Consider the following 15,558-nt stretch of genomic DNA (forward strand, 5'->3'; position numbering starts at 1 on the left):
CGGGTCAGGGGAGGAAGATCCGAGAGCCGATGGAACCCATCTTGGGGATCCTTGTCGTCGCGCGAACACCGGCTCCGGAATTTTTGTTAAACTCGGAATCGTTCCACAGCTCAGAAACCCTAACTTTTAGCCGTGAGGCTCGGCGCTCCGGCGCAACATCCTGCCAAGCTGCCAAGTGACTCGCCACGCCGAGGGTCGCTGCCTCAAACGCCGAAACACTGAAAGCACCAGAGGCCTTCTTCTTGGGCCGGTTGTAGCGGCGGAAAACCTCCGCCCCTGAAGCGCTGAGCACTTTGAACAAGTCTTTAAACTCTCGTTCTCGATCGCCGTAGGCGAAGGATTTGTTTTGAGCGAATTCAAGAGACCTGTCAGTTAGAAAGGTATCTACATCAGCGAACGAACGCAGTTCGGCATTGGAACTGTTGCGGAATACGAGATACCGGATTACGAGTTCTAGATCATACTGCTCCGCGAGCTGACGCTCCGTGAGTGGTACACAGTCCACGTAATCGTTATACTTTCGCAGTCCGTCGAGCCAGTCATAAAAGCGAGGGTTGGCCATGAGCAGCTGCGCGGTCCGCACCTCTTGAGGGGATGTCGGCGAACCACCGCTATTCAAACGATCAAAGACCTCGTACTTGACCGCTTCGTCGCTCTCTTTAAGGAGAATACGAAAGTCGAGACGAGCTCTCTTGAAACTGATCCGCAGCGAGCTAGGAAAGGGGTTTGCACCTTCCGAAAAGGTGGCATTCTCGAGCGACGGAAGATACTTCGTTCTGACCAGTCTGGTCGGACCCTTAAGCTCGCCTGTTACAGCATCTTTAAGCTCACCCATAAATTGGAGAATAGTCGACAGCCGCTGAAGGCCGTCCACTACCTCCCAGACGCCGTCCTCTCTTTGGGCGACGAAGACCGTAGGTAACGGAATGTCAAGCAAAATAGATTCAATCAACCGAGACTGCTGCTCGATCGACCATCGGAACAGCCGCTGGAATTCTGGCCTGATGATGATCTCGCCATCCCGGTATAGGTTGGCAACCTCACCGATTGACATTTGATAGCCGTCGGATCGAATGCTTTGGCGGTTCTGCTCTACCTCTTGTTCTAAATTCATCAAGAACCCCCATACTCAATCCACTAACTCCAGCCACAAGCGTGCAGCCTCGCAAACTTTACTTGCGCCCAGACGATCTGGCTAGGCATGCAGACCACCTTTGTCGATCAAACGTGATCACACGACCGAGAATCCACGCTGCAAGGCATCTGCACGTGCCCACCGCCAAAGCATCAGCAGACCCTTCCCGCCGCCTATTCCTCAAGCCTCTTTAGGTTACTTGCGTGAATAGGAGGCAAGAGTCAGCACCTGGCTGCCCAACGCTTGAGCCCTCACCGTGGCGGACGCGTTGCGCTTGCTCGGTACGGGCATGATTCTGCAGTGTGACGAAGCGGTGGAGCGTTTCCCTGATTGCCGCCGGGGTGCTGGGCTTGCTCGGTGTCGCGCTGGTGCGGGTTCCCGGTTCATGGTGGCCTGTCCTGGCCTCCGAGTGGCCGGTCCTGCTGCCGGTGACGGCGAGCCTGACGGTGCTGCTCGTAGGCGTGCTGTTCTGGCATCGCACCACCGAAGAGCGCCAGGCATCGGCTGCGCCGACAGCGCCAATCCGGCAAGTGCAGCCGCTGCGGTCGTGGGTGATCCCGGTCGGGATGGTCCTGGTGGCAGTGGTCACCTGGGCCGCGATCGCCTGGCTGCAGGGCTCGTTGCCCGCCATGGATGACGGCACGCATCGGGCGCAATTGCGGGTGGAGTCCATCCGTACAGGTCTGACCATCGGCGCAGCGGTGACCGGCGCCTTCGCGCTGCTGCTGGCATTCCGTCGGCAGCAGTTGGCCGAGCGCACTCAGCAGGCCACCGAGTACGACGCCGGCGAGAAGCGCGTCACCGAGTTGTACGTCAAGGCTGCCGACCAGCTTGGCTCGGACAAGGCCCCGGTCCGCCTCGCGGGCCTCTACGCCCTGGAACGCCTCGCTCATGACAATCCTGCCCACCGGCAGAGCATCGTGGAGGTGATCTGCGCCTACCTGCGCATGCCCCACGCTCTGCAGTACACCGAGTCCCTTCCCACCAGCCCTGCCCCGACTCTTCCGACGGCCGCAGCCGGCGACACCGCCCCGGACACGCCGTCGGTAGAGCTACGAGAAGAACAACAAGTCCGCCTCGCCGCTCAACGTATCCTCGCTCGCCACCTGCGTCCCGCCACTCAGGGCAGAGAACCTAATCCCTCGTATTGGGGCCCAACGCTGGTTCTGGACCTCACCGAGGCGGCCCTCATCAACGCCGAATTCACCGGCTGCCACCTCCACAACGCCGACTTCACTGCAGCAACCTTCCGCGGTTTCACAAGGTTCGACGGGGCCACGTTCAGTGGCACCGCCACATTCGTCGGAACGACTTTCAGCAACGTCGCCAGGTTCGACAGGACGACGTTCAAGGGTGCCGTCGGGATCGTCCAGGCGATGTTCAGCGGTGACGCCTGGTTCGACGAGGCGACGTTCAGCGATGGTGCGTGGTTCGACCAGACGACGTTCGCCGGTGTTGCCCGGTTCAGCAAGGCCACTTTCAGCGGAAGCGCCCGGTTCGTCCAGACGACGTTCAGCGATGACGCCAGGTTCAGTAAGGCGACTTTCGGCGATACCGCCATATTCGTCGAGACGACTTTCAGCAACGTCGCCAGGTTCGACGACACCACGTTCACCGGTGACGCCGACTTTGAGGGGGCAACGCTCGGCGGGGCGAGCTACGACGGGCCGAAGCGAGTCGCCGAATAGCTTTGCCGAATCGTCCTATTGGTTATCAAGGCACCGCGCTCCGCGCGGCGCGGCCGGTGAGCCGGCCGGCGGCAAGCCGCCCCGGCCGCCTCCGGCGCCGGGACGGAGAGCCACCGACTGCCGCCGGACCGCCGCCCCGAACTTCACTGATCCAGACGCAGCACGACCACGGCCAGGCGGCACGGAAGCCGGCAGGTCAACCTGAGCGCGGGCGGGGGCTTCCGACTGCCGCGCCAGTCCAACCCCGGGACTGGCTTGCCCCCGGCCTAGCCGCCGTCAGCGAAGCCCACAAGCAGCCCTTAGCCGGTCACTACAGGCGTGTTCGCGCCAACTCCCCAGAGCACGAGCGTTCGCAGCCCCAGAGAAGCCCTGACAGGCAAGATCGACCTGCCCACCATCTGCCCACAACCAGTCGTCACGGGCTGGACTCAGCCGGACTCGGCCAGACAAACGACAACGGCCCCCGATCAGCATCTCTGCTGGTCAGGGGCCGTTGCTGCACCTGGTGGCGGGTAGAGGATTCGAACCTCTGAAGCTTTCGCGACGGATTTACAGTCCGCTCCCATTGGCCGCTCGGGCAACCCGCCAGGGCACCCCACCGCGTCGCAACGCGGCGGCGGAAGCAAGAATAGCGGCTCCCCCCGGTACCGACGCAACCGGGTACGGTCAGGGGGTCGTGCCGCTGGTCGGCGGCCGACGGCAGGCCCAGACCGCCAGACAGCAGGAGCAGATACATGGCAGCGAACCCGTCGTTCGACATCGTGAGCAAGGTTGACCGCCAGGAGGTCGACAACGCCCTTCGGCAGGCGGAGAAGGAGCTTGCGACGCGGTTCGACTTCCGCGGCACCGGCGCTGAGATCTCCTGGTCCGGCGAGGAGGCGATCGGCCTTCAGGCAGAGACCGAGGAGCGTGTCCGCGCCGCGCTGGACGTGTTCAAGGAGAAGCTCGTGAAGCGGAACATCTCGCTGAAGTCGCTGGATGCTGGCGAGCCGCGACCTTCGGGCAAGATCTTCAAGATCGACTGCAAGGTGATCCAGGGCATCGAGACGGACAAGGCCAAGGCCATCAGCAAGAAGATCCGTGACGAGGGCCCCAAGGGCGTGCAGGCGCAGATCCAGGGCGACCAGCTGCGCGTGACGGGCAAGAAGCGCGACGACCTGCAAGCCGTCATCTCGCTGCTCAAGGGCGAGGACTTCGGCGTCGCTCTCCAGTTCAACAACTACCGCTGAGGGCTGCCCACCCCGGCGTACCACCGATCCCCGGGCGTAACGCGCCCGGCTGAGATCGACTCGGGTTCCTGAATGTCGGGGCATCCGGGCGACTGGGATACCGCGACATTCAGGAACCCGAGTCGATCAAGGCGCGAAGCCGCCCCGAGGGCAAGGCCAGCCAGCGAACAAGCCGAGGCGCGAGCCGCACAGGCCGAGGCCCGAGCGCACAGGCCTAGGCACAGGCCGCACAGGCCGAGGCGCGAGCCGCGCAGGCCAGGGACAGGCCAGCCAGGCCGAGGGACAGGCCAGCCAGGCCGAGGCGCGCGGGCCTTCAACCGACGGGCGGTCAGACGGGGACGGGCTGTTCGGTGCGTACCGCTGTGGTTTCCGCGCGGGCGATGGGCCCGGCGGGCAGTGCGGCGACCGCAGCTCCGACGGCGACCGCCGCCCCGGCGAACAGGAACGCCCAGCGGACGCCGCCGGCGTGGTCCACGATCACGCCGGCCACCGAGCCGCCGGCGGCGCTCGACGCCACCGCGACGGTGACCACCCAGGTGTACGCCTCGTTCAGCATGCCGGTCGGGGCGATCCGGCCGACCAGGGTGTTCTCCAGGGTCAGCGCGGGCGCGATGGTGGCTCCGCCGGCGACCAGCGCGACGCCCAACGCCAGTGGGGTGGGCATCACCGCGAACACGGCGAATGTGGCGGCCAGGGCGGCGAGCAGCAGGGCGAACTGTCGGGTCATGTTCGGTGCTGGTTTGCGGACGCCGAACCACAGCCCACCGATGGCGCTGCCGACCCCCCAGACCGCGAGCAGCACGCCGGCGAGGCTCTCCGGGTCGCCGGTGCTGTGGTCGCTCGCGAACGCCGGCACGATCACTCCGGCGGCCCCGAAGGCGATGCCCAGGCCGGCCACGCAGATCAGCAGGGCCGGGAAGCCGGGAACCCGCAGTGGGCCGAGCCCGCGGGCGTGGTGCTCCCGCGGGTGCGGGCGCCAGCCGCGCATGACCCGGCCGAGGGCCACGGCTGTCGTGCCGACCAGGGTGACCACTGCCGCACCGATCAGGGCGGCCGCCGCGTCGGCGACGAGGACGAAGCCGGCGACGAGCAGCGGGCCGAGGACGAAGACGATTTCGAACAGCGTGGTTTCGGCGGCAAGCGCGGTGTTGCGGAGGGGGTATCGCCCGGAGGCGGGGCTGGTCAGGTCGTTCCAGGCGCCTCGGATGGCGGCGGTGAGCGGCGGGTAGGTGGCGCCGGCCACACCTGCGGCGAGGTAGATGACGGGGAGGGCGTCGTCGCCGGAGCGGCTGGCCAGCAGCAACCCGACGAGCGCCAGCGGGTGGGCCAGGGCGGTGAGCAGCAGGACGGGGCTGGGGCCGACCCGGTCGGCGATCCGTCCGGCGATCGGGCTGAGCGCGGCACCGGCGAGGGCGTAGATGCCGCCCGCGATGGCGGCCAGCGAGTAGCGCCCGGTCACCTGCTCGACCACGAGGAGCAGCGCCAGCGGGGTCATGCCGATTCCGAGTCGCCCGATGATGCCGGTGATCAGCAGCATGGGCGCTCCGGGGATCCGCCAGACACCCAGGTACTGACGCAGCGCGGTCACCGTGAACCTCCCGAGGATGTAATGAGCGTGAGCCGTTATGACCCTAACGCCGGTGCCTGACCGGAAGACAGCGGAATAGGTCTGCGACACAGCGATCCGCCCGTACCCGGCGCTACCGGGTACGGGCGGATGCGGTCGATCAGCGGATCAGCGCTGGAACTGCACGGGCCCCGAGTTGCGGGCCATCTGCTCCAGCCGGGCGACGCGGTCCTCCATCTTCGGGTGCGTGGAGAAGAGCGCGGCCATGCCGCCGCCCCGGAACGGGTTGGCGATCATGAGGTGGGCGGTGCTGGTGAGCTGGCCCTGGGCCGGCAACGGCCGGCGTCGGGCCACCGCATCGATCTTGCGGAGCGCGCTGGCCAGGGCCAGCGGGTCGCGGCTCAACTCGGCGCCCGAGGCGTCCGCCTGGAACTCGCGGCTCCGGCTGATCGCCAACTGGATCACCGTGGCCGCGATCGGACCCAGGATCAGGGTGAGCAGCAGCACGGCCGGGTTGGGTCGGTCCTCGTCGTCCCCGCCGCCGATCGGGATGAAGAAGGCGAGGTTCGCCAGCAGGGTGATGATGCTGGCCAGGCCGGCCGCCACGCTGGAGATCAGGATGTCCCGGTTGTAGACGTGGGACAGCTCGTGCCCGATCACGCCGCGCAGCTCGCGGTAGTCGAGGATCTCGGTGATGCCCTGGGTCACGCAGACGGCCGCGTGCTGCGGGTTGCGGCCGGTGGCGAACGCGTTGGGCTGCGCGGTCGGGCTGACGTACAGCCGCGGCATGGGCTGCTTCGCGTCGGTGGCCAGCTCGCGCACCATCCGGTACAGCTCGGGGAACTGTGCCTCGGTGACCGGTTGCGCCCCCATCGAGCGCAGTGCGAGCTTGTCGGAGTAGAAGTAGGAAACGCCGTTCATGACCAGAGACACGAGGACGGCGATGACCAGGCCGCCGCTGCCGCCGAACCAGTAGCCCACCGCCAGGATCAGGGCGCTGAGCAGGCCGAGCAGCGCTGCGGTCTTCAGACGGTTGTGGTGCACGATGTCTCCTTCGGTGCACGGATCACCGGGATCCGCTGACCGGTGTAACAACCCGGTACCCGTCAACCATCCGTCTCAACGCTGAGAGTTGACTGAGACTGCACCGCAGGTCAGGTCAGCGGCCGGCCAGGTCCAGCACCAACTGCGGGGCAAGGCCGAGCACCACGGCGGCCACCGTCGCCACCGCCAGCACCACCGCCACCACACCCACCAGGGGTACGGTCGCAGCGCCGCCGCCATTCGGGAGGGCGATGGGGGTCGGCGCCCAGAGTGCGGCGGTCACCCGCAGGTAGTAGGCGAGCCCGATCACGGCGTTCAGCGCCACCACCAGCGCCAGCCAGGCCGCGCCACCGTCCAGCAGCGCTCGGACCACTGTCACCTTCGCGAACAGGCCAGCCAGCCCCGGCGGCAGACCAGCCAGACCGACAAGCGCGAGGCCGAGCGCAGCGCCGCGCCACGGGTGCCGGCGGGCCGCCCCGCGCAGGTCGTCGAGCGTGCCGCCGTCCGCACCCGTCGGCCGTAGGGCCGTCACTCCGGCGAAGGCCGCCAGCTCCAACACCACGAAGAAGACGGCGTACGCCACGGCGGCCGCGTACGCGGCGGAACGTGCCTCGTCCGTGCGGCCGGCGGCCAGCGCCAACGCCCCCAGCGGAGCCAGGATGTACCCGGCCTGCGCGACGGACGACCAGGCGAGCAGCCGGACGGTCCGCCGCTGACGCAGGGCGACAAGGTTGCCGACGGTCATGGTGAGCACCGCGAGCAGGGCGAGCACCGGGCCGGTCTGGTCCGCCGGCAGCGCCCGCTGCACCACGGCGAGCAGGGCGACCAGGCCACCCAGCTTCGACGCGGTGGACAGGTACGCGGCCACCGGCAGCGGCGCGCCGTCGTAGGTGGCCGGCGCCCAGGCGTGGAACGGCACCGCCGCCACCTTGAAGGCCAGGCCGACGAGCAGCACCGCCACCGCGGCGGTGGTCAACGGCAGGTCGCGCACCTCCGACTGCTCGGCGAGCAACGTGCCGAGCCGGTCCAGGTGCAGCCCACCGGTCACCGCGTACAGCAGCGCCGCGCCGAGCAGGGTGAGCGTGGTGGCCACCACGCTGACCACGAAGAAGGTCAACGCCGCCTCGGCGCTGGCGAGGCTCCCCCGGCGCAGGCCGACGAGCACGTACAGCGGCAGGGTCAGCGTCTCCAGCGCGACGATCAGCGTGATCAGGTCGCCGGCCGCGCCGAGCACCACGCCGCCGGTCATCGAGCAGGCCAGCAGGAAGGCGTACTCCCCGACCGGTGACCGCCCGGCCCGTAGCGCGGGCACCGACAGCCCGAGCACGCCCACTGTGAGCAGCGCGACCACCACGCCGACCACTGCCGCGCGACCGCCGAAGATCCAGGAGCAGTCGGCGCCCACGCAGAACGTCCGCCGCTCCGCATCCGCCCCGACCAGCGCGGAGCCGACTGCGGTGGCGAGCGCGCCGAGCGCTGCCACCGCGATCGTGGCCCGTGGCCGCGCCACGAGCAGATCGGTGATGAGCACGAGCACGGCGGTGCCGGCGGCCAGGTAGGCCGGCAGCAGGGCGACGCTGTCGACGCTCTGCGCGACGTTCATGGTTTGACCACCCCGATCAGGGCGTCGACGGGGGCCTCGGCGACGCCGAGGACCAACGTCGGTGCCAGCCCGATGGCCAACGCGAGCAGCACCAGCGGCACCCAGGCGGTCAGCTCCGCACCGGCCAGGCCGGGGCCGACCGGCCCGACGGCGGGGCTCGGACGGTTGTGGGTGACCTGGCGCAGCAACCGCAGGAAGTACGCGGCGGTGAGCGCCCCGCCGACCGCCGCCAGCACCCCGAGGGTGGTCCAGAGTGGGCCGCCCACCTGCACGGCGGCGATCACCGCGAACGCCTCCCCCCAGAAGCCGGCCAGCCCGGGCAGGCCCAGCGACGCGATCGCCGCGAACGCCAGCAGACCCGCCAACCGGGGCGCGGTCTCCCGCAGCCCGGACAGCTCGGCAAGGGTGCCCGTGCCGGTACGGTCCTTCACCGCCCCGGCCAGGAAGAACAGCAGGCCGGTGACCACGCCGTGCGCCACGTTGCCGATCAACGCCGCCTGGATGCCGGTGGCGGTCAGCGTGGCGACGCCCAGCAGCACGAAGCCCATGTGCCCCACGCTGGAGTACGCGATGAGCCGCTTCACGTCCGACTGGGCCAGGCAGACGAGCGCACCGATCAGGATCGCGGCGACGGCCAGCACACCGAGCACCGGCGCCGCCCAACGGGCACCCTCCGGCGCCACCCCCACCGCGACCCGGATCAGGCCGTACGTGCCCATCTTGAGCAGCACACCGGCCAGCACCACGCTGCCCACCGTTGGTGCCTGGGTGTGCGCGTCGGGCAGCCAGGAGTGCAGCGGCCACAGCGGGCTCTTCACCGCGAACGCCAACGCGAGCAGTGTGAACGCGGCCAACTGGGTGCCTCTGGACATCCCCGCGCCACCGGTCAGCGTCACCAGGTCGGCCGTGCCGGCGGCGGCGACCACGACGTACACGCCGACCAGCAGCAGCACCGACCCGAACAGCGTGTAGAGGGCGAACTTCCGGGCCGCCCGACGCCGGTCCGCGCCACCCCAGCCGGCGATGATCGCGTACATCGGCAGCAGGACGACCTCGAAGAAGAGGAAGAACAGCACCAGGTCCAGGGCGAGGAAGGTGCCCAGGATGCCCACCTCGACCACCAGCAGCAACGCGACAAGCGCCCGGCCGCTGCCGCCGTCCGGGACCCGCCACATCGTGTACGCGCAGCAGAGCAGCGTGAGCAACGCGGTCAACACCACGAGCGGCCACGAGATGCCGTCGACGCCGAGGTGGAAGCGCAACTCCAGACCTGGCACCCAGGGCAGATCCAGTTGGTGCCACGGGCGCACCGCCGGCTCGTCGGCCGACCAGGCGACCCAGCCCCGACCGCCGAACACCAGCGGCACCGCCGCCAGCAGGGTCAGCGCCGCCGCGACGGTGCCGACCAGCCGGGCCGCCCGGTCCCGGGGCGTCGCCGCCACCGCTACCGCACCCAGCGCCGGCAGCGCCAGGACGGCGACCAGCAATCCCTGCCCGAGCGTCATGGGGCCGCCTTCGATCGCGACTGCGGGGCTCGCAAACCCGGCTCACTCCTCGCGCTCACTGGACCGCCTTCGATCGCGACTGCGGGGCTCGCAAACCCGGCTCACTCCTCGCGCTCACTGGTTCACTCCGATCAGGGCGGCGGCCAGCCCGATCAGCAGCGCGCCGGCCAGGACGCCGGCGGCGGCTCGGGGCAACGCCGCGCGGTGCAGCGCGGCCAGCCCCGCGCCCAGGCCGGACGCGGCTCGCCCGCTGCCCTCGACCGCGCCGTCCACCACCACCTCGTCGCCGGTGCGCGCGGCGCGGGCCAGCGCGCGGACGGGGCGTACGACAAGTGTGTGCTGGACGTCGTCGAGCCGGAACGCGCGGGCGAAGACCGGCCGCAGCGGACCCAGCGCGGTCGCCGGGTCGGCGGCCTGGTCGCGCCGCCAGCCCAGCGTCACCAACCCGGCACCGAGCAGCAGGAACGCGAGCGGCAGCAGCAGCCCCGGCCCCACGTGGACGAGGCCGTCCTCGGAGCCCGCCACCGGGACGGTGGGGAACCGCAGGCGGTCGGTGAACGCCCCGACGAACCCGGCCAGACCGAGCAGCGCGGCCGGCACGGCCAGCAGCAGCAGCGGCCAGCGCAGCACCGCCGGCGGGTCGTGCGGCCGGAGCAGGGGCAGGCGCGGAGCGCCGAAGAAGGTACGCAGCAGCAGCCGACCGGCGTACCAGGCGGTGACCGCCACGCCGACCAGCCCGGCGACCCAGACGATCCAGCCCACCCAGGACGGGGCCGGGCCGGTGCCCTCCAGGGCGGCCGACTCGGCGACCGCCAGTACGCCGTCCTTGCTCCAGAAGCCGGCCAACGGGGGCACCCCGGCCAGCGCACCCAGGCCCACCACGGTGCACCAGAACGTGACAGGCATGCCGCGCCGCAGCCCGCCCATCTCCGACATCAGGGTGGTGCCGACGGCGTGGATCACCGCGCCGGCCGCGAGGAACAGCAGCGCCTTGAAGGCGGCATGGGTGAGCAGGTGGAACAGTGCCGCCGAGGGTGAGCCGACCGCCAGCGCGCCGGTCATGTAGCCCAGCTGGGACACTGTCGACCAGGCCAGCACGCGCTTGATGTCGTCCTGGGCGGTGGCGGCGAGCGCGCCGAGCAGCAGCGTGATCGCGCCGAGCACCCCCAGCACGGTCAGCGTCACCGGCGCCGCCGTGAACAGCGGGTAGAGTCGGGCCACGGCGTACACCCCGGCGGCGACCATCGTCGCGGCGTGGATCAGCGCGGAGATCGGGGTCGGGCCGGCCATCGCGTCCGGCAGCCAGGTGTGCAGCGGGAACTGCGCGCTCTTGCCGGCCACGCCGGCGAGCAGCAGCAGGCCGGCGGCGGTCAACGTCGCGCCGGAGTGGTCGTGGGCGAGCACGTCAGCGATCCGGAAGCTGCCCGTCGACACGCCCAGCAGCGCGATACCGAGCAGGAACCCGACGTCACCGACCCGGGTCACCAGGAACGCCTTCATGGCGGCGGCGGGGGCGGCGGCCAGTCGGCGGTCGTGCGCGATGAGCAGGTACGAGCAGAGGCCCATCACCTCCCAGCCGACCAACAGCATGATCAGGTCGCCGGCTACCACCACCAGCAGCATGGCACCGGTAAAGAGGCTGATCTGGGCGGCGTAGGGCGGGTAGCGGTGGTCCACGTCGACGTCGTCGTGGGGACCGCGCCGCAGGTAACCGATCGAGTAGACCTGCACGGCCAGGGCGACCGCCGTGACCGCGACCGCCACCAGCGCGGCGGCGCCGTCCAGCCGTACGCCGAGGGTCACCGCCAGCCCACCGAAGTCGACCCAGGTGGTCGACGTCTCCGTCGGCCCGTCGACGGTGAGCAGCAGCGCGACGGCCAACGCCAACGCTCCGGCTGCGCCGGTGACGCCGAGCGTCACGGCGGCCGTCCGGGCCCGGTCGCCGCCGGTCGCGCCGTCGCGCCGGGGGCCGGTGGCAGCAGCAGGCCGAGCAGCCCGGCGACCAGGGGTACGGCGGGCAGCAGCGCCCCGAGCAGCCCGGTCACCGGCCCGCCTCCGCGTCCAGGACGGCCGGCTCGCGCCCGCCGACGGGTTCCGACGGTTCGGTGAGCGGCACGTCATCCACGGCGACTGTCGCCCGCAGCCGGTAGAGCTGGAGGACGATCGCCAACCCCACCCCGATCTCGGCGGCGGCGAGGACGATCACGAAGAGCGCGAAGACCTGCCCCGAGTGCGGGAGCACGGCGCGAGCGGTCGTGTCCGCGGTGACCAGGATCAGGTTGACCGCGTTGAGCATCAACTCGACGGACATCAGCACCAGCACCGCGTTGCGCCGGCGCAGTACGCCGTACACGCCGAGGCCGAACAGCAGCGCGGCGGTGACGTACGGGATGACCGGCCTCACCGGCGCCCCCCGGGCTCGCTGTCGACCAGATCGGCTGCCCGGCCGCCGCCGTGCGGACCCGCTCGGCCGATGTCCGGCCGGGACAGCACGATCGCGCCCACCAGGGCGGAGAGCAGCAGCACCGAGAGCACCTCGAACGGCAGCACCCAGGATTGGAAGATCTGCTCACCCAGCCGCTCGGCGGTGCCGGCGTGGGGCAGCGTGACGGTGCTCCAGCGGTACGCGTCGACGAGCAGGGCGGTCAGCCCCAGCCCGGCACCGCCACCGATCAGAGCGGCCGGCCAGCCGGGCCGGTCCAGGTCGTCGGAGGCGCCGATCGGAGCCCGGGTCAGCATCACCGCGAACAGCAGCAGAACCACCACGGCGCCCACGTAGATCAGCACCTGCACCCAGGCCACCAACTCGGCGCTGAGCACCAGGAAGTCACCGGCCAACGCGCCCAGGCACACCACCAGGTAGAGCCCGGCCCGGACCAGGTGCTTCGTGGTCACCACCAGCACGCCGGCGCCGACCGCCACCGCGCCGAGGGCGAGCAGCAGCACGTCCGCGCCGGTCACCGGGCCGCCCTTCCGGCTCGGGCGCTCACGACGCCGGGTCCTGCTCGGCGTCGGAGCGTACCGCTGGCGGAGCGGGACGTGCGGCGGCCGCCTTGCGCGCCGCGGACGTCTCCTCCTTGGCCGGCTCGCCGTTCGGGTCGTGCGCCGGCGGCGGCGGAACGGTTGCCATCCACTGACCCAGGTGGTCCTTGTCGTGCAGCAGGTCCTTGATGTCGTACTCGGCGTACTCGAACTCAGGTGACCAGTAGAGCGCGTCGAACGGGCAGACCTCGATGCAGATGCCGCAGTACATGCAGAGCGAGAAGTCGATGTCGAACTTGTCGAGCACGTTGCGCTGCCGGGGGCGGGCGGCACCGGGCACCGCCACCTCCTCCTTGTGCGAGTCGATGTAGATGCACCAGTCCGGACATTCACGGGCGCAGAGCATGCAGACCGTGCAGTTCTCCTCGGACAGCGCGATCACGCCACGCGAGCGAGGCGGCAGGTCGGGGGCCGTGTCCGGGTACTGCTGGGTGGTCGAACGGCTGGTCATCGTCTTGAGGGTGACCGCCAGCCCTTTCACCAGGCCCGCGCCGGGAATGCCGCGTTCGCCGGTGTCGCCGCGCTCGCTGGGGTCACTCATGTCGACCATCCTGCCCTGTGGCCACGGCGCGCGCGACCACCACCCACAGGTCCAGGGCGGTACCGTGGTCGCGGGGAGAACGAGCGCACCTGGAAGGACCTGCCATGACCGCCGCGCTGCAGAGCGACTACCCGCCCGAGAGCGAGTGGACGACTGACGACCTGGATGCGCTGCCCGAGGATGGCCGCCGCCGGGAACTGCTCGACGGAGTGCTGCTGATGTCCCCCTCCCCCACCCGTACCCACCAGACCATCGCTGGCCACCTGATGGCCGCGCTCGACGAAGAGTGCCCCGACGGCTACGACGTGACCCAGGCGGTCGAGGTGCGGATCAACCGCACCCGGTCCTTCATCCCCGACGTGCTGATCACCACGGCAGCAGCGGCGGCGCGCGAGCCGTCGAAGTACCAGCCGCACGAGGTGGTCGTCGCCATCGAGATCGTCTCGCCGAGCACCCGCTCGATCGACCGGGTGTTGAAGCCGGCGCTGTACGCCCAGGCCGGCATCCCCTACTACTGGCGGATCGAGACGGAGGGCGGCGAGTTGGAGGTCGTGACCTACCGGATCGACGCGGTCAACGAGGTCTACACCGAGACCGGGCGGTGGACGAAGTTCGTCGACACCGGCGAGCCCTTTCCGATCAACCTGCCGATCAGCCGGATCACGCCCCGGGTCCGCTGACGACCGCCGGCGGGAGCATCTCGACGCCGAGCTGTTGCAGCAACTGGAACAGCTCGTTGCAGCTCCACACCTCGACGATCCGGCCCGCCGCGTCGAAGCGCAGGAACGTCGCCCCCGAGTAGCTGACCACCTGACCGGTCGGCGGCACCGGCCCGAAATGCCCGACGTGGGTGCCGGCGGCCCGCCAGTGCACGGCCACCCGCTCACCGGCCGCGACCACGTCCACGATCTTGTAGCGCAGGTCCGGGAAGGCCGCCCGGCGCTCACGGTGCCACGCCAGCGTCGCCTCCGGCCCGGTGCCGCCCAGCCCCGGACACTCCTCGGCGACCAGCTCGTACGCCGACTCCTCCCGGCGGGCATTCCACACGTCGGCGATGAACCGCCGGGCCGCCGCCTCCACATCCGTCATGCCGGCAGGGTATCCGGGACCACTGTGCGCCGTAGATCCGCGAGGATTGGGTAGAGACACTGACCAGACCGGGAGGGCGACGTGGGCGAGGAAAAAGGCGGCAAGTACGTCGAGCCGGGCGGCGAGTTCACCCGCGACCAGCGGTACATCGCCACCCGGATCACCGAGGACGGGCGCGACGGATACCCGGTCGAGCCGGGCCGGTACCGGCTGGCGGTCAGCCGGGCCTGCCCCTGGGCCAACCGACTGATCATCGTGCGGCGGTTGCTCGGTCTGGAGGACGCCCTCTCGATGGCGGTGGCCGGGCCGACCCACGACGCCCGGAGCTGGACCTTCGACCTCGACCCGGGCGGTCGGGACCCGGTGCTCGGCATCGAGCGCCTCCAGGAGGCGTTCTTCAAGCGCTTCCCCGGCTACGAACGCGGCATCACAGTGCCGGCGATCGTGGACGTGCCGACCGGGCAGGTGGTGACCAACGACTACGCGCAGATGAGCCTGGACCTGTCCACGCAGTGGGGCGCGTACCACCGCGAGGGCGCCCCGCAGCTCTACCCCGAGCACCTGCGGGAGCAGATCGACGAGGTCAACGCCGTGGTGTTCCGGGACGTCAACAACGGCGTCTACCGGTGCGGGTTCGCGGGCAGCCAGGAGGCGTACGACAAGGCGTACCACCAGCTCTTCGACCGGCTGGACTGGCTCACCGAGCGGTTGACCGACCAGCGGTACCTGGTCGGCGACACCATCACCGAGGCCGACGTGCGGCTGTTCACCACGCTGGTCCGCTTCGATCCGGTCTACCACGGCCACTTCAAGTGCAACAGGCAGAAGCTGAGCGAGATGCCGGTGCTGTGGGCGTACGCCCGGGACCTGTTCCAGACCCCCGGTTTCGGCGACACCATCGACTTCGACCACATCAAGCGGCACTACTACGAGGTGCACCGCGACATCAACCCGACCGGGATCGTGCCGCTCGGCCCCGACCTGTCCAACTGGCTCACCCCGCACAACCGGGAAGCACTGGGCGGCCGCCCCTTCGGCGACGGCACCCCACCCCCACCCCCGGCCGAGCCGGTGGACCCCGCACACACCCCGCTCCGCTGACCCGCCCGCCCGCG

At 69.9% G+C, this 15,558-nt stretch carries 13 protein-coding genes, 1 tRNA gene and 1 pseudogene; 4 read left to right on the forward strand and 11 right to left on the reverse strand.

What is annotated here, in order from left to right:
- Positions 1-4: 4 nt before the first annotated feature.
- Positions 5-1,114, reverse strand: coding sequence for a DUF262 domain-containing protein (locus ACQP0U_RS29295; protein WP_433313271.1), 1,110 nt, complete (start codon positions 1,112-1,114; stop codon positions 5-7).
- 323 nt (positions 1,115-1,437) lie between these two features.
- Here ACQP0U_RS29295 and ACQP0U_RS29300 point away from each other — a divergent pair, with 323 nt between their 5' ends.
- Complete coding sequence (locus tag ACQP0U_RS29300; RefSeq protein WP_433313274.1) at positions 1,438-2,823, forward strand: pentapeptide repeat-containing protein; 1,386 nt, start codon at positions 1,438-1,440, stop codon at positions 2,821-2,823.
- Between the two features lie 503 nt (positions 2,824-3,326).
- Here ACQP0U_RS29300 and ACQP0U_RS29305 read toward each other — a convergent pair.
- Positions 3,327-3,410, reverse strand: a tRNA-Tyr gene (locus tag ACQP0U_RS29305).
- 147 nt (positions 3,411-3,557) lie between these two features.
- On the opposite strand from ACQP0U_RS29305, the gene ACQP0U_RS29310 reads away from it, so the two are divergent.
- On the forward strand, positions 3,558-4,052 hold the full coding sequence (locus tag ACQP0U_RS29310) for a YajQ family cyclic di-GMP-binding protein (protein WP_124774541.1): 495 nt from the start codon (positions 3,558-3,560) through the stop codon (positions 4,050-4,052).
- 328 nt (positions 4,053-4,380) lie between these two features.
- Here the strand turns inward: ACQP0U_RS29310 and ACQP0U_RS29315 are convergent, their stop codons facing one another.
- The 8 genes and pseudogenes from ACQP0U_RS29315 to ACQP0U_RS29350 all read right to left on the reverse strand — a co-directional run bounded on the left by ACQP0U_RS29315 (position 4,381) and on the right by ACQP0U_RS29350 (position 13,363).
- The gene (locus ACQP0U_RS29315) at positions 4,381-5,640 is read right to left on the reverse strand and encodes an MFS transporter (RefSeq protein ID WP_433313276.1); all 1,260 of its coding nucleotides are present in this window, start codon (positions 5,638-5,640) and stop codon (positions 4,381-4,383) included.
- A 147-nt stretch (positions 5,641-5,787) separates the two neighbouring features.
- The gene (gene htpX / locus ACQP0U_RS29320) at positions 5,788-6,663 is read right to left on the reverse strand and encodes a zinc metalloprotease HtpX (protein ID WP_433313278.1); all 876 of its coding nucleotides are present in this window, start codon (positions 6,661-6,663) and stop codon (positions 5,788-5,790) included.
- Between the two features lie 115 nt (positions 6,664-6,778).
- Positions 6,779-8,266 (reverse strand): NADH-quinone oxidoreductase subunit N, encoded by a 1,488-nt coding sequence (locus ACQP0U_RS29325; protein ID WP_433313281.1) that lies wholly within the window; start codon positions 8,264-8,266, stop codon positions 6,779-6,781.
- Positions 8,263-9,771 carry a complex I subunit 4 family protein gene (locus ACQP0U_RS29330; RefSeq protein WP_433313284.1) on the reverse strand — a complete coding sequence of 503 codons (1,509 nt, stop codon included), beginning with the start codon at positions 9,769-9,771 and terminating at the stop codon, positions 8,263-8,265. Before ACQP0U_RS29330 ends, ACQP0U_RS29325 begins: the two co-directional genes overlap by 4 nt.
- A 114-nt stretch (positions 9,772-9,885) precedes the next feature.
- Positions 9,886-11,816 (reverse strand): annotated as a pseudogene (locus ACQP0U_RS29335) (NADH-quinone oxidoreductase subunit 5 family protein).
- The gene (gene nuoK / locus ACQP0U_RS29340) at positions 11,813-12,175 is read right to left on the reverse strand and encodes an NADH-quinone oxidoreductase subunit NuoK (protein WP_433313287.1); all 363 of its coding nucleotides are present in this window, start codon (positions 12,173-12,175) and stop codon (positions 11,813-11,815) included. The pseudogene ACQP0U_RS29335 and the gene nuoK overlap by 4 nt, the downstream one beginning before the upstream one ends.
- Complete coding sequence (locus tag ACQP0U_RS29345) at positions 12,172-12,732, reverse strand: NADH-quinone oxidoreductase subunit J family protein (protein WP_433313290.1); 561 nt, start codon at positions 12,730-12,732, stop codon at positions 12,172-12,174. Before ACQP0U_RS29345 ends, nuoK begins: the two co-directional genes overlap by 4 nt.
- 25 nt (positions 12,733-12,757) lie before the next feature.
- Positions 12,758-13,363, reverse strand: coding sequence for a NuoI/complex I 23 kDa subunit family protein (locus ACQP0U_RS29350; RefSeq protein ID WP_433313293.1), 606 nt, complete (start codon positions 13,361-13,363; stop codon positions 12,758-12,760).
- 95 nt (positions 13,364-13,458) lie between these two features.
- Here ACQP0U_RS29350 and ACQP0U_RS29355 point away from each other — a divergent pair, with 95 nt between their 5' ends.
- A complete protein-coding gene (locus ACQP0U_RS29355; protein WP_433313295.1) occupies positions 13,459-14,034 on the forward strand; it encodes a Uma2 family endonuclease in 576 nt (191 codons plus the stop codon).
- Here ACQP0U_RS29355 and ACQP0U_RS29360 read toward each other — a convergent pair.
- Positions 14,015-14,443 (reverse strand): ester cyclase, encoded by a 429-nt coding sequence (locus ACQP0U_RS29360; protein WP_433313298.1) that lies wholly within the window; start codon positions 14,441-14,443, stop codon positions 14,015-14,017. The genes ACQP0U_RS29355 and ACQP0U_RS29360 overlap by 20 nt on opposite strands.
- Before the next feature lie 81 nt (positions 14,444-14,524).
- On the opposite strand from ACQP0U_RS29360, the gene ACQP0U_RS29365 reads away from it, so the two are divergent.
- The gene (locus tag ACQP0U_RS29365) at positions 14,525-15,544 is read left to right on the forward strand and encodes a glutathione S-transferase family protein (protein ID WP_433313301.1); all 1,020 of its coding nucleotides are present in this window, start codon (positions 14,525-14,527) and stop codon (positions 15,542-15,544) included.
- Positions 15,545-15,558: the final 14 nt, after the last annotated feature.

Source organism: Micromonospora sp. CA-269861 (assembly GCF_050948505.1).
Classification (GTDB): Bacteria; Actinomycetota; Actinomycetes; order Mycobacteriales; family Micromonosporaceae; genus Micromonospora.